Origin of the sequence: Streptomyces sp. NBC_00442, assembly GCF_036014195.1 — a bacterium.
Classification (GTDB): Bacteria; Actinomycetota; Actinomycetes; order Streptomycetales; family Streptomycetaceae; genus Streptomyces.
Window position 1 is genome coordinate 7138701 of record NZ_CP107918.1, and the last position, 12940, is coordinate 7151640.

General features: G+C 72.7%; 11 protein-coding genes. 6 read left to right on the forward strand and 5 right to left on the reverse strand.

The annotated features are described in order from the left end of the window. Window positions 1-26: 26 nt before the first annotated feature. The 3 genes from OG432_RS32075 to OG432_RS32085 all read left to right on the forward strand — a co-directional run bounded on the left by OG432_RS32075 (window position 27) and on the right by OG432_RS32085 (window position 5319). A complete protein-coding gene (locus OG432_RS32075) occupies window positions 27-1820 on the forward strand; it encodes a non-ribosomal peptide synthetase (protein WP_328314454.1) in 1794 nt (597 codons plus the stop codon). Further along, window positions 1810-4707, forward strand: a complete 2898-nt coding sequence (locus OG432_RS32080) for a condensation domain-containing protein (protein ID WP_328314455.1) — start codon at window positions 1810-1812, stop codon at window positions 4705-4707. The genes OG432_RS32075 and OG432_RS32080 overlap by 11 nt, the downstream gene beginning before the upstream one ends. 117 nt (window positions 4708-4824) lie before the next feature. After that, entirely contained in the window at window positions 4825-5319 is a 495-nt protein-coding gene (locus OG432_RS32085; RefSeq protein WP_328314456.1) for a DoxX family protein, read from the forward strand. A gap of 24 nt (window positions 5320-5343) precedes the next feature. Here OG432_RS32085 and OG432_RS32090 read toward each other — a convergent pair whose 3' ends face one another. Continuing rightward, a complete protein-coding gene (locus tag OG432_RS32090; RefSeq protein WP_328314457.1) occupies window positions 5344-6750 on the reverse strand; it encodes a lipase maturation factor family protein in 1407 nt (468 codons plus the stop codon). Between the two features lie 463 nt (window positions 6751-7213). On the opposite strand from OG432_RS32090, the gene OG432_RS32095 reads away from it, so the two are divergent. After that, a complete protein-coding gene (locus OG432_RS32095; RefSeq protein ID WP_328314458.1) occupies window positions 7214-7618 on the forward strand; it encodes a peptidase inhibitor family I36 protein in 405 nt (134 codons plus the stop codon). 179 nt (window positions 7619-7797) lie between these two features. On the opposite strand, the gene OG432_RS32100 is transcribed toward OG432_RS32095, so the two are convergent. Together OG432_RS32100 and OG432_RS32105 are read right to left on the reverse strand one after the other, a co-directional pair. Further along, window positions 7798-8373 carry a TerD family protein gene (locus OG432_RS32100; protein WP_328314459.1) on the reverse strand — a complete coding sequence of 192 codons (576 nt, stop codon included), beginning with the start codon at window positions 8371-8373 and terminating at the stop codon, window positions 7798-7800. Window positions 8374-8520: 147 nt separating this feature from the next. Then, window positions 8521-9573 (reverse strand): trypsin-like serine peptidase, encoded by a 1053-nt coding sequence (locus OG432_RS32105; protein ID WP_328314460.1) that lies wholly within the window; start codon window positions 9571-9573, stop codon window positions 8521-8523. A 282-nt stretch (window positions 9574-9855) separates the two neighbouring features. Between OG432_RS32105 and bla the strand changes: the two genes are divergently transcribed. After that, window positions 9856-10842: a class A beta-lactamase gene (gene bla, locus OG432_RS32110; protein WP_328314461.1), complete on the forward strand. Its 987-nt coding sequence runs from the start codon at window positions 9856-9858 to the stop codon at window positions 10840-10842. A gap of 4 nt (window positions 10843-10846) precedes the next feature. Here the strand turns inward: bla and OG432_RS32115 are convergent, their stop codons facing one another. Beyond that, window positions 10847-11407, reverse strand: a complete 561-nt coding sequence (locus OG432_RS32115; RefSeq protein WP_328314462.1) for a uridine kinase family protein — start codon at window positions 11405-11407, stop codon at window positions 10847-10849. 135 nt (window positions 11408-11542) lie between these two features. On the opposite strand from OG432_RS32115, the gene OG432_RS32120 reads away from it, so the two are divergent. Further along, window positions 11543-11872 carry a LuxR family transcriptional regulator gene (locus tag OG432_RS32120; protein WP_328314463.1) on the forward strand — a complete coding sequence of 110 codons (330 nt, stop codon included), beginning with the start codon at window positions 11543-11545 and terminating at the stop codon, window positions 11870-11872. A 166-nt stretch (window positions 11873-12038) separates the two neighbouring features. Here the strand turns inward: OG432_RS32120 and OG432_RS34985 are convergent, their stop codons facing one another. Continuing rightward, window positions 12039-12428, reverse strand: a complete 390-nt coding sequence (locus OG432_RS34985; protein WP_443058620.1) for a scabin-related ADP-ribosyltransferase — start codon at window positions 12426-12428, stop codon at window positions 12039-12041. Window positions 12429-12940: the final 512 nt, after the last annotated feature.

Sequence of the window (12940 nt, forward strand, 5' to 3'; positions counted from 1 at the left end):
TCACCGACGACCGGAAGGAACCGACCGTGACCGTGACCCGGACCGGCCTGCCCGCCCTGGTGGCGCGCCACGCCGACCGCACCCCGCACGCCCTGGCCGTGGCGGACGGCGACACCACGCTGACCTACGCGCAGCTGGCCGCGTCCGCCCGCCGGCTCGCCGCCCACCTCACGGAACACGGCGTACGTTCCGGTGACTCCGTGGCGCTCCTGATGCCCCGCTCGGCCAGGACCGTCGTGGCCCAGCTCGCCCTGTGGTGGGCGGGCGCGTCCTGCGTACCGCTGGACCCGGCCCATCCCGCGCCCCGCACCGCGGCCGTGCTCGAAGACTCCGGCGCGACCCTGACCGTCGGCGACGGCAAGCTGCTCGAAGCCGCCGCGCCACCCGGCGCCATCCTCGCCCTGCCGGACGACGAGCGGCTGACCGATGCACGGACCACGACCGAGGAACCCGGCCCCGACGACACCGCGTTCGTCATGTTCACCTCCGGCTCCACCGGCCGCCCCAAGGGCGTCGCCGTCCGCCACGGCGCCGTCGCCGAACTCGTCACCGACCCCGGCTACGTCACGGTCACCGCCCGCGACCGGGTCCTGCTGCACTCCCCGGCGACCTTCGACGGCTCCACGTTCGAGGTCTGGTCCGCGCTCGCCAACGGCGCCGCCGTCGTGGTGTGCACCACCGAACGACCCTCGTTCGAGGACCTGGCCAGGGATGTGGAACGGCACGGCGTCACCGTCGCGTTCTTCACGACGGCCCTGTTCCACCAGCTCGCCATGCGCCGCTCGCGCCTCTTCGCGCTGCTGCGCACCGTCGTCGTCGGCGGCGAGGCGATGGCCGCCCAGCACGCCCGCGCCGTCCTGCGCGCCTTCCCCTGGGTCGAACTCGTCAACGGCTACGGACCGACCGAGACGACCACCTTCGCCACCGCCCACCGCGTCACCGACGCCGACTGCGACGGCCCGGTCCCCATCGGCCGCCCCATAGCCGGCGCCACCACCCACATCCTCGACGAACAGGGCCGGCCCACACCCGACGGCACCCGCGGCGAGCTGTGGATCGGCGGGAGCCGGCTGGCCCGCGGCTACACCCGGCGGCCCGAGCTGACCGCGGAGCGCTTCGTCGACCACCCGGAGCTCGGCCGCCTGTACCGCACCGGCGACCTCGTGTCGGCCCGTCCCGACGGCACCCTCGACTTCCACGGCCGCACCGACGATCAGATCAAGGTGCGGGGCTTCCGGATCGAGCCCGGCGAGATCGAGCACGCCCTGCGCGAGCAGCCCGGGGTGGACGACGCCGCCGTCACGCTGCGCCGCCCCACCCCCGAGGACGCCCGCCTCGCCGCCTACGTGGTGGCCGGGCCCGGCCCCGTACCGCGCTCCGAGACGCTCCGGGCCCGCCTCGCCGCCGTCCTGCCCGCGCATCTCGTCCCGGACGAGCTCACGTTCGTCGACCGCCTGCCGCTCACCGGCTCCGGCAAGGTGGACCGCCGTGCCCTCGCCGAGCCCGGCACCGCAGCCCGGACCGCGGGCGCCGCCGCACCCCTGACCCCGCTCCAGCAGGCCGTCGCCGATGTGTGGAGTCGCTCGCTCGGCTGCGAAGTGACGCGGCCCGACGCCGGCTTCCTCGACCTCGGCGGCCACTCCCTGCTCGCCCTCGTCGTCGCCGAGGACCTGCGCGAAGAACTCGGGGTCGAGCTGACCCTCGCCGAGTTCTTCACCGCCCCCACGGTGGCCGGACACGCCGCCCTGGTCGAGCGCGCCCTGCTCGCCGCCCACACCGATCCGCACTCCGACGCGCTCGAGGACACCGATGGCCACTGACACCTCCGCCGCCCTGCAGGAAGAGCTGCTGCGCAGGGCCCGTGCCCGCGCCGCGGGTCGTCCCGCGGCCCAGGCGCCCGCAGCCGTCCGCGAGTTCGGCCCCGCCCCGCTCACCCACGCACAGCGCCGCATGTGGCTGATGGAACGCCTCGGCCAGAACGGCGCCCAGTACAGCGTGCCGTTCGCCACCCGGCTGCGCGGCCCGCTCGACCTGGACGCCCTGAGCGCGGCGCTCACCGAGCTGGTACGCCGCCACGGGATCCTGCGTACCCGCTACGGACGCGACGGCGACGAGCCCTGGCAGGAGACACTCCCCGCCCCCGACACCCTCACGGTCGACCTCGTCGAATCGCCGGGCGACGGCGACGGCGACGGATCCGGTCTCCTGGCCGCCGAGGCCCGCCGCCCCTTCGACCTGGCCGACAGCACCACCCCGCGCGCCCTCGTCCTGCGCCACGGACCGCAGGACCACACCGTCCTGCTGACGTTCCATCACATATCGATCGACGGCGGCTCGTTGGAGACCGTGGCCCACGAAATCGCCACCCTCTACGCCGCTGCGCGCGACGGCCGCACCGCCACGCTGCCCGAGCCGCCGCAGTACGCGGACTTCGCGCGCCGTGAGCACGCCGACGCGGCCCGCCTCGACGCCGGCCTCGCCCACTGGACCCGCACGCTCGCCGGAGCCGCCCCGCCGCGGCTGCCCCGGCCCGCCGCGCCGCCCGCGGATGCGGCACGGCGCCCGGCGGCGACCCGCACCGCCGCACTCGCCGACCACGTGCTGCCCGCCCTGCGCGAGCTCGGGCGCACGCGCCACGCCACCGTCTTCACGGTGGGCCTCGCCGCCGCGTTCGCCGCACTGCACCGGCTCACCGGCGAGCGGGACCTCGTCATCGGCTGCGCCGCCACCCACCGTGAGGGCCAGGCCATGCGCGGCCTGGTGGGGCTGTGCGTCAACACCCTCCCGGTACGCGTCGACCTGTCCGGCGACCCCGGCTTCGCCACCCTCGTCGAGCGGGTTCGCGACGCGCTGCTCGCGGCCCAGCAGCACCGCGACGTGCCCTTCGACCTGATCCTGGAACGCCTCGGGGCCGGAGCCCGGGGGGACGACGGCACCGCCCTGGTGCGCGTCACCACCGACGTCGTCGGCGCTCCGACGGCCCTCGAACTGCCGGGACTTGAGGCAACCGCCGTCGATGTCGGCCTGGGCGAAGCCAAGTTCGACCTGACGCTCGGCCTCCTGGACACCCGGCGCCCCGAGAGCCTCGTCCAGTACGCGCGGACCGCCCTGGACGACGAGACGGGTGAGGCACTCGGGACGTCCTTCGCCGAACTGCTCACCGCCGTCGCGGCCGATCCCGCTCTCCCGCTCTCCCGCCTGCCCGGCCGCCTCGCCGAACCCCCGTCCGTCCAGGGGCACCCCGCACAGGCCCGCCTCCTGGCCCACCCGGACGTGGCCGACGCACACGTACCGGATCCGCAGGGCGGCCCGCTGCTCGCGTATGCCGTACTGGACCGCATCGGAGGGCCCTCACCCGTCCAACTCCGCAGCCATCTGCGCGACGTTCTCGGGCGTGACCTCGTGCCGGCGGCCGTCATGCTGCTGGACGCGATGCCGCGTGCGGCCGACGGCTCGGTGGACACCGCCCGGCTGCCCGCAGCCCCGCGCACCACGTCGCCCGGAAGCCGCCACATCGAAACGGTGACGGAGGCGTTCGCCGGGCTCCTCGGCCGGCGGCCGGGACCGGACGACGACTTCTTCGCGCTCGGCGGCCACTCCCTGGCCGCGGTCCAGCTCGCCGAACGCCTTCGCTCCACCCTGACCCTGCCGCTGATCGGCCTCGACATCATGCAGACCCGTACGCCACGGGCCGTCGCGGCGCTTCTCGACGCGCGCGCGGCGCAGCGGGCGGCAGCCGCCGCGGCGACGGCATCGTCATCGACGGCGTCGCCCCGGCCGCGCCGGGTGCGGGAAGGCACGGTCCTGGTGACGGGCGGCACGGGCGGGGTCGGCGCGTTCGTCCTGCGCGAACTCGCCGCCCAGGGACGGCCGGTGATCGCGCTGGCCCGGCCCGAGTCCGCGCACCTCGTCGCCGGCGACGGCATCGACGTGATCGAAGGTGACCTCGGCGACCCGGACAGCCTGCGCGCGGCCGTCGAGAGCGCCGACGCGGTGATCCACGCCGCGTGCACCTTCACCCGTCCCGAGGTGGACGTCGCCGCGATGCGGGCCATGGCCGACGCCTGGCGCGCCGGCCCCTTCGTGTTCGTCAGCAGCGTCGACGCCTACGGCCACCCGTCGGCCGCCGAGGTCGCGGAGGAGTCGCCCTCGCAGGCGCCACTGAGCGCGTATGGACAGGCCAAGCTGGACTGCGAACGGCTCCTGCTGCGCGCGGCGGGCACCGGCGGCCGGGGCGGCGCGAGCGCCGTGCGCTCACCCATCGTCTGGGGAGCCCACGACCGGCTGCGCGACCAACTGCGCTGGGGCGCAACGGGATTGCTGTACCAGGCCGCGCTCGCCGGACGGCCCGTCGGACTGCCGGCCCCCGGCGCCGGCGGACACGACTGGTACGGGGCGCCCTGGGTGCACGCCGCCGCCCTGGCCCGCGCCGTGACCTCCTGCCTCGACGCGCCCGTCCACGGCGTGGCCAACGCGGTCGGCGGGCACGTGGCGTGGTCCGACCTGACCGCCGAGCTGGTGACTTTGCTCGACAGCGACAGCGCCGTCACCTTCGACGACGCGGTGCACCAGGACCTCGACCACCGCTGGCACTACCGCGCGGACCGTCTGGCCACCGCCCTGCGGCCCGCTCCGGGTGAGGACCTGCACACGGTGCTCGCCTCGATGATCAAGCCGACGGGGGAGCGGCCTTCGTCGGGGGCCTGAGAAGAAAAGTCAGGGGCGGGCGGTGGGGGCGATGAGTTCCGGCCGGGCGTCAGGTCTCTCCTCCTGAACGCCAGGGCCGGCCGTCGGCCCGCGCGCCACCACCCCCAAGGAGTCCCCATGACCCACAGCGAAGCCCCCGCCGCCCGCACCGCCGCCACCTCCTCCACCGGTGCGGGCGCCCCCTCCTCCTCCGGTGCGGCGGGTGCTGCGGGTGCGGCGTCCACGCGGCGCCGTCGCGCGGCCGTCGCGGCGACGACGGCACGGATCGTGCTCGCCCTGTTCTACGGGATCGCGAGCGCCCTGCCGAAGCTGCTGGCGTTGCCGGCGGCCGTCACGGTCTTCGACGAGATGGGCTGGGGGAGCGGCGGAATGTACGCCATCGGCGCCCTCGAACTCGCGGGCGCCGTCGGCCTGTTGATCCGTCCGCTGTCGAGCCTGGCGGCCCTGTGCCTGAGCGCCCTCATGGTGGGGGCGTTCATCACCCAGATCACCGTCATGGGCGGTGAGAACGCGGCGACCCCGCTGATCCTGACGGTCCCGCTCCTCGCGATCGCCTGGCACGAGCGGAGCCGGCTGTCCGGACTCCGGGATCTGCTGGGCGTGCGTCGTTGACGGGCCGTACGGCGCGCCCGACGATCACCGCAGGCTCGTCGGGGGCAGGAACTCGCGCGGTGACTCCCGGTGCCACCACGCGCCGGTGGTCCTCAGTTCCTGCCACGTGGTGAAGCGGTAGCGCCACACGCGGGCGCGGACGAAGAGCGGAGGGCCGTCGGGAAAGGGGTTGTGCCGCAGCAGGCGCAGCGTGTCGCGGTCATGGGTCAGGAGCCGCTCGACGAACGCGCTGAACCAGGAGTATCCGTACGAGGGCGAGAGTGCCACGAACCAGAGCATCCAGTCGAGCCGCAGATGGTAGGGCGCGAACTGGCGCGGCAGCCGCCGCACATCACCCGGCTTCCCGTGGAACGTGTACTCCCGCCACACCGTCTGCGGTGTGATCCTCGCGTCAGCCGTACCCTCGACGACCACCTCGTGGCGGATGCGCGTGATGCTCCCGAAGGCCCCGTAGGAGTTCACCACATGCAACGGCTCGTACGTGGTGTTCATGCGCTGCCGGCGCGACAGGAGATTGCGGGCGGGGCGGTAGCTCAGTGCCAGCGCGAGGACCGCGACGAGGACGACCACGGTCGCGTACCAGAGTGGGGGGCCGGGCAGCGGGGGTGCGCCGGCGAGGCGTGGGCCGTCCACGGCGGAGGCGGCCAGGACGATGGTCAGCCAGTTCAGCCAGGCGAAGTTCCCGGACAGGACCAGCCACAGCTGGGTGCACACGATGAGGACCGCGGCCGCGCCCGCCACCGGTTGAGGGGTGAACAGGGCCACCGGCACGACGAGTTGGACGACATGGTTGGCGGCGGCCTCGACGCGGTGGACCGGTTTGGGAAGACGATGGAAGAACCAGCTCAGCGGACCCGGCATCGGCTGGGTCTCGTGGTGGTAGTACAGGCAGGTGAGATCGCGCCAGCAGGAATCACCGCGCATCTTGATGAGACCCGCACCGAACTCGACACGGAACAGCACCCACCGCAGCAGCCACATGAGGATCACGGGCGGCGCGACCTCGTCGTTGCCCAGAAAGACGGCGAGGAAGCCGGCTTCGAGCAGCAGCGACTCCCAGCCGAAGCCGTACCAGGTCTGACCGACGTTGACGATCGACAGGTACAGCGCCCACAGGACCGCCCAGAACAGCATCGCCGCCCAGAGGGGCACGGCATCCGCGGCCCCCGCCACGACGGCCGCGGCGAGCAGCGCTCCCGCCCAGGCGCACGTCGCGAAGAGCCGGTCCGAGTACCGCAGATGAAAGAGGCTGGGCGCATCACGGAACGGCACGCGCCGAACGAAGTCGGGCACGGGCAGCATGCCGCGTTCACCGATCAGCGCGCGGAACTGACGCGCCGCCGCGACGAACGCCACCAGATACACCGCCGCCAGAGAGCGCTGGAACACGAGCCTGCCGAGCCAGTACGCCGGCGACGAGAACCACTCCACGGCGGGGACGCCTCCTGGTCAGGGCGGTCAGGGCGGTCAGGGCGGTCAGGGCGGTCGGGCGAGCGGGCCGGGCGAAGGTCTGTGGGCCCTTCGTAGCGGGGATCGGCGTCCCAAGTCCAGGCGAGTGACGACCACATCACCCGCGCGCACGAGAACCCTGATCATCGGAAGAGGCCGGGCGGGCACCGCCCGCATCGAGCCGACACCTCACACGAGGCGCGGCGAACGGCTGGCGGTTTCGTTCCGGGGCGCCCGCCGCACCCCATGCCCCGGCGGGACCACATGGGGCGGTGCGCCATGTGGGGCGGCCCCATGGAACGTGCGCCGTGCCGCCCAGTGGTCCCGGCGGGCGATATCGCGACAGCCGGTATTCCCCTCGTCGGCGAGCCCGGTGCGTGCGAGCGTCTTTGCGTCGTGGACCGGCACGGGACCGGTCCCGTCCATCCCGACAGGGGACATCAGCATGGCCATACGCAAGGCGACCAGGGCCGCGCTCGGCATCGGCGCCATGACTCTCTGCCTGGCCGCGGCGACCTCCGGGGTCGCGTTCGCCGGACCGGGCAACAACAACGGCGCCACCGTGACGGGCGTGACCGGCGTCAGCCCGGACGAGGGGTGCACCCCCGGATACTTCTGTATCTACACGGGCGCCAACTACACCGGAACCATGTTCCGCATGTACCACTGCGCCGAATACAACCTCAACTACTGGAACGGCGTCGGCTCCTGGATCAATGACAACACCGGCGGGGCACACGCCCTGATCCAGGACCGGAACTACACGACGCTGGTCAACACCGACCCGACCACCAACTGGTACAACGGCAGCTACAACTTCTCGTCCGCGTGGCACGTCAAGGCGTGCTGACGCGTCGCGGCCCCCGGAGCACCGGCCCCCGGCGAGCCGCCGCCCGCCGCCCGTGGAGAGACCCGCGGGCGGCGGGACGTACGACATGGCGCCGCGCCCCCTCCGACTGACTGCTCAGGCGCCGAGCGCCAGGTGTCAGGTGTCAGGTGTCAGGGTGCCGGGTGTCAGGGCCCCGGGTGTCAGACGTTGACGCCGAAGTCCGAGGCGATCCCGGCGAGTCCGGAGGCGTACCCCTGACCGACGGCGCGGAACTTCCACTCCGTGCCGTGGCGGTAGAGCTCACCGAAGACCATGGCGGTCTCGGTCGAGGCGTCCTCGCTGAGGTCGTAGCGGGCCAGCTCGGCGCCGCCCGCCTGGTTGATCACGCGGATGTAGGCATTGCGTACCTGGCCGAAGCTCTGGCCACGGGACTGCGCGTCGTGGATGGACACCGGGAAGACGATCTTCGCGACGGGCGCGGGAACCGATGTCAGGTCGATGTTGATCGTCTCGTCGTCGCCCTCGCCCTCACCGGTGAGGTTGTCGCCGGTGTGCTGGACCGAACCGTCGGGGCTGGTCAGGTTGTTGTAGAAGACGAAGTGGCTGTCGGAGAGCACCTTGCCGCTCTCGTTGCACAACAGCGCGCTGGCATCGAGGTCGTGGTCCGTGCCGGTGGTCGTCCGCACGTCCCAGCCGAGGCCGACGGTGACGGCGGTCAGGCCTGGGGCTTCCTTGCTGAGCGAGACATTTCCGCCCTTGGCGAGGCTCACGCCCATGTTGTTCCTCCGTGGTTGTGCCGGATGCGTCCTCGAATGAGAACGCCCGGCACGGCGCTACGGTTCCATGGTTGCGCAATCCCTGAACTGTGGGTGTGGCCGCCGCACCCAGCGTCCAGGGCCGGCCCGGCCCGACGGGCCCGGTCCTCAGGAGGCGGGTCCGGCCGGCGGGGCCCCCGAGGTCGCGGCCTCGTACAGGTCCTGGATGGCGGTGCCGAAGTACGCGCTGTAGGAGACCTGAGGGGTATTGCCCCCGGTGTGGTAGCCGCCGATCACCCCGACCACGGCCCAGCCGTCCGTCCACGGCACCAGCATGGGCCCGCCGCTCGTGCCGCCCACGAAGCCGTCACAGGCGATGCGCGAGAAGGTGCCCGGGTCGGCTTCGTCGTCGCTGACCCACCGGGTGGTCCGGCTCACACACTCCAGCGGCTTCTGCGCGTTGCCGGGGTAGCCGATCATCCGCACCGGGGTGTGGGAGTACCCGGACCCGGTGAGCAACTCGACCGAGCCGACCGCATCCTGGAGCCGCTTCCCGTCCTCGTTGGGCTCGGTGACCGCGAACCCGAAGTCATAGGCGGCGCCCGCGTGTTCGCCCCGGTCGTAGTACTCCTGGGAGACGTACACACCGTTGTCCTTGACGGGGAAGATCCCGAACGGCTTGAGGCCGTCGTGGTACTGCGGCACAAAGCCCAGGTGGTGCAGCGGCGAGGTGCCGGCGTACCCCTTGAGGCAGTGTCCCGCGCTCAGCACCAGATCGTGGCCGGGACTGCGCACCACCGAGCCGCTGCAGGTGCGCCCGGTACCGGAGGCGTCGGTCCAGAAGAACGTGCCGGCCTCGGGGATGCCGTCGAAGCTCCTGCTCGGCGGGATGACTTCGCCGGGCCGGGGCCCGTCCACGGAGGGCGGGGCGGTGCGGGCCCCCGGTGCCCCGTTCGTGTCGCCGGCGTCGGGCCGCGCGGCCGCCATGCGCGCGGCGCTCCAGTAGTCACCCAGGCGCGCCGCCTCGCGGTTCGGCCCGCCCGCGGAGGCTGCGGAGGCCGGGAAGCCCGCGGAGGTCGAAGGGGTCGGGGAGCCCGGGGACGCCAGGGGCGCGCCGGGAGCCGGGGACGCCGCGAGCGCCGTGGAGCCGAGCCCGGCCGAGACCAGCAGGGCGGCCGCCGTCACGGCGGCGTGTCGGATGATCCTGACCTTGCGCACCATCGATTCCCCTCTGCCTGGACCCATGTGACGATTCACCATACGGCGACGCGGTGATGGGCAGAAGCGTCCGAAGTCACCCGGGCGCGGCGCCGCGGTGACCGGACGACAGGGCGTGTGCCGGGCCGTCGCGACGGTGTCCCGCGCGCTTCCCGCATCGTCCCCGCATCATCCTTGCCGCGCCCGCGTGTACGCGGCCGGAGCAGCGGCGATAGGCGGATCGCTATGGCCGCGTTTCCCGGTCGCCTCTTGGACGCGGCGTCGCGCGCCTGTTCTGCTGGAGGCATGCGAGACAACACGACACGCCTTGCTTCCCTGCGCCACGCCCGCACCAAGGGCCCCGCGGTGCTGCTCGCCCTCATGGCGTTCACCACCACCGCCGCCTCGACCGCGCAGGCGGCCGAAGCCCGAGAAGCGGCGCCTGACCACACCCGCTCGGTACAAGCGCCACATGGTGTGCCCGGCACACATGTGGCCGACGAACTACGGCAGTTGGAGGCGACCCAGCATGTGCGGATCGGCGCCTTCGCCCTGGACACCGGTACGGGGCGGACCGTCTCCTACCGGGGCGGCGAGAGCTTCCCCTCACTGTCCACGTTCAAGGCGTTGGTTTGCGCCGCGGTTCTCGACCGGGCGCGGCACACGGAACCGGGGCTCATGGACAAGGTGGTCCACTGGACGAAGGCCGACGAGGTCGCCAACTCTCCCCTCACCAAGGGCAACGGGGAGAAGGGCATGACGGTCGCCGAGCTCTGCCGTGCGGCCATCACCCGGAGCGACAACACCGCGGGCAACCTGCTGCTCCACCAGGTCGGCGGTCCCGCGGGCCTGACCCGCTACTACCGTTCCCTCGGCGACCCGGTCTCCCGACTGGACCGCTGGGAACCGGAGTTGAACGACTGGCGGCCCGGCGAGCGACGGGACACCACCACGCCCGCGGCGGTGGGACGGGACCTCGCCAAGACCTCCCTCGGCTGCGCTCTGGTGCCGCAGGACCGGGACCGCCTGAACACGTGGCTCCGCGCCACCTCCACGGGCGACGCCCGCATCCGCGCCGGTGTTCCCAAGGACTGGACCGTCGGCGACAAGACCGGTACCAGTGACGCCTACGGGTCCGCGAACGACATCGCGGTCGCCTGGCCCCGCTCCGGTCGTCCGGTGATCATCGCGATCTACACCAACCACACGACCGCCGACGCGGCCACGGACGACGCGGTGGTCAAGAACGCCGCGACGGCGCTGGTGGACGGGTTGGGACTGTCGGCCAGCTGACGGCTCAACCGCCGGGTGGGCGGTCCGCTTGGGCGGCGGCCTCCCACACGGCACGGGCCAGCACTGTGGGTGCGAGGGTGGCGTCCACCGTCAGGTCGCAGGAATGGCGCAGCGGCTCGACGTGCCGGGCGTGGGCGTCCCGACGGTGGTCGAGGTAGTTCCGGAGGAGCACGTCGAGGGGGAACCCCTCGCGCAGACATTTGCGCGCGATCTTGCGTGCCAGCCGGAGATCGGCCGGCAGATCGACGAACACATCGAGGCGGGCATGCCGCGTTCTAGGGGCTACGTGGTGGGCAAACATGCCGTCGACGACCACGTGGGTGGCGTCGCCCAGGGCAGTGCCGGTGTCGCGGCTCAGGCGGTCCATGTCCATCGAGCGGGGATCTCCCACGTCCAGGCGCGGGACTCCCATTGCGTCGCGGGTCCACACGCCTCGCTCCGGGGTGCGCACGTAGTAGTCGTCGCCGTGCAGGACCCGTACGGGCCCCTCGGGTGCTTCGGCCAGCAGCGCCGCGGCCAGCGTCGTCTTGCCGGCGCCCGCCCCGCCGGTCAACGTCAACAGCATCCGGTTCCCCCGTTCGCGGCGAGATCCGATGATCGCACGGTCCTGCGCGCTCCGGCGCGTCCTGGCGTGCCGCCGGCGCGCGGTTCTGCCATGGTCGGCCTGTACGTCGTCGCGCGCAGGAAGTGAGAGCAGGACATGGAGAAGTTTTCCCTGGAAGCCATCGCCCGAGCTCAGCTGAGGGCCGCCCGGGAGTCGGGAGCGGGGCGCAGCGCGTCCACCGTGATCGGCGGGCACGAACGCGTACTGCGTCAGACGGTCATCGCCCTGACCGCGGGGCACTCGCTGAGCGAACACGCGCTCGGAGGTGAGGCGACGCTCCTGGTGTGGTCGGGCCGGGTCAGGCTCGCCTCGGGTACGGACACCTGGGAGGGGCGCGACGGCGACCTTCTGGCCGTGCCGGGCACGGCGCACACCGTGGAGGCGCTGGAGGACTCGGCGTTCGTACTGACCGTCGCCATGACATGAGACGGCCCCATGACATGAGACGGCCCCATGTCGTGAGACGGCCCCATGACGTGTGACGGCCTCATGACGTGTATCGGCCCCTGAGGTGAGACGGTCCACTGTCGTCCGGCCGGGCCCGGCGTGAGCGAGTCCCTCGGCGGTGGGGGCGTGTGCTGTGCCCGAGCGGTCAGCGAGTGGCCGTCACGGACAGCTGGTAGTGGCGGTTGAGCTGACAGCCGAGGGCCTCGTAGCTGTTCACCTTGGTGGCGGGGCCGGTCTTCAGAAGCCGGTACTTGCACGCCTTCTTGATGTGGTTCCCCTGGATCCCGCCGGGAAGCCGATCTCCTGTGTTCCACAGGTAGGGCGACCTGCACCCGTTGACGCGGGCCGTCGCGTTCACGTCGATGCCGCCCGGGGCCTCGATCTCGTACATCCACCCCGTCCTCGTCGCACCGTAAGTGGCGAACTTCTGTGCCACCCACTGCGCACAACTAGTGCTGACGTGCGCGGTGTTCTGGCCGCCGCCCTTGACGATGTACTCGGCGAGCGGGGTGACTTCTCGCCCCGTGGGGTGAATCCGTCCTCGAAGAGCTGCCGCACGGTGTCACGGGTGTCGCCCCGCCGGAGTGTGTTGGTGTCGTCGCGCCACTGCCAGTGCTCGGCCGTCGCGGCCTGCCGGATGGCCGGAGCGATCAGGAGCGCGGTGGTGGTGCGGTACCAGCCCGAGGAGCGGAACCGGCCCACCGGCCCACCGGCCCGCAGGGACCCGTATCCGGCGACGAGGCCGTCGATGACGGCGCGTGCCGACCCGTCCCGCCGACGGGGGCGGCGACCGCCGGTGAGGTGACGGGAAATCAGTCATATCGGCCCGCCCCTTGCCCGACGTCGGCTGCGTCCTCTGCCCGATCCGTGGCACCGTCCCATGCCCAAGCGGCGACACGCCCCCTGCGCAGGCGATGCCCAGGCGGCGACACCGCCCCCTGCGCAGGCGATGCCCAGGCGGGGAGACCGTGCCATCCGGAGCGGCGTCAAAGCCCCTGCCCCAGGCGCGCGTTCGCCGTCGGCGTGACCGGCCGTGGGTCGTGGCGC

What these genes read in the sequence shown, in the direction of transcription:
- OG432_RS32080 (WP_328314455.1), top strand. Translation starts at nt 1,810, where the DNA reads ATGGCCACTGACACCTCCGCCGCCCTGCAGGAAGAGCTGCTGCGCAGG.
- OG432_RS32085 (WP_328314456.1), top strand. Translation starts at nt 4,825, where the DNA reads ATGACCCACAGCGAAGCCCCCGCCGCCCGCACCGCCGCCACCTCCTCC.
- OG432_RS32095 (WP_328314458.1), top strand. Translation starts at nt 7,214, where the DNA reads ATGGCCATACGCAAGGCGACCAGGGCCGCGCTCGGCATCGGCGCCATG.
- OG432_RS32100 (WP_328314459.1), bottom strand. Translation starts at nt 8,373, where the DNA reads ATGGGCGTGAGCCTCGCCAAGGGCGGAAATGTCTCGCTCAGCAAGGAA.
- OG432_RS32105 (WP_328314460.1), bottom strand. Translation starts at nt 9,573, where the DNA reads ATGGTGCGCAAGGTCAGGATCATCCGACACGCCGCCGTGACGGCGGCC.
- bla (WP_328314461.1), top strand. Translation starts at nt 9,856, where the DNA reads ATGCGAGACAACACGACACGCCTTGCTTCCCTGCGCCACGCCCGCACC.
- OG432_RS32115 (WP_328314462.1), bottom strand. Translation starts at nt 11,407, where the DNA reads ATGCTGTTGACGTTGACCGGCGGGGCGGGCGCCGGCAAGACGACGCTG.
- OG432_RS32120 (WP_328314463.1), top strand. Translation starts at nt 11,543, where the DNA reads ATGGAGAAGTTTTCCCTGGAAGCCATCGCCCGAGCTCAGCTGAGGGCC.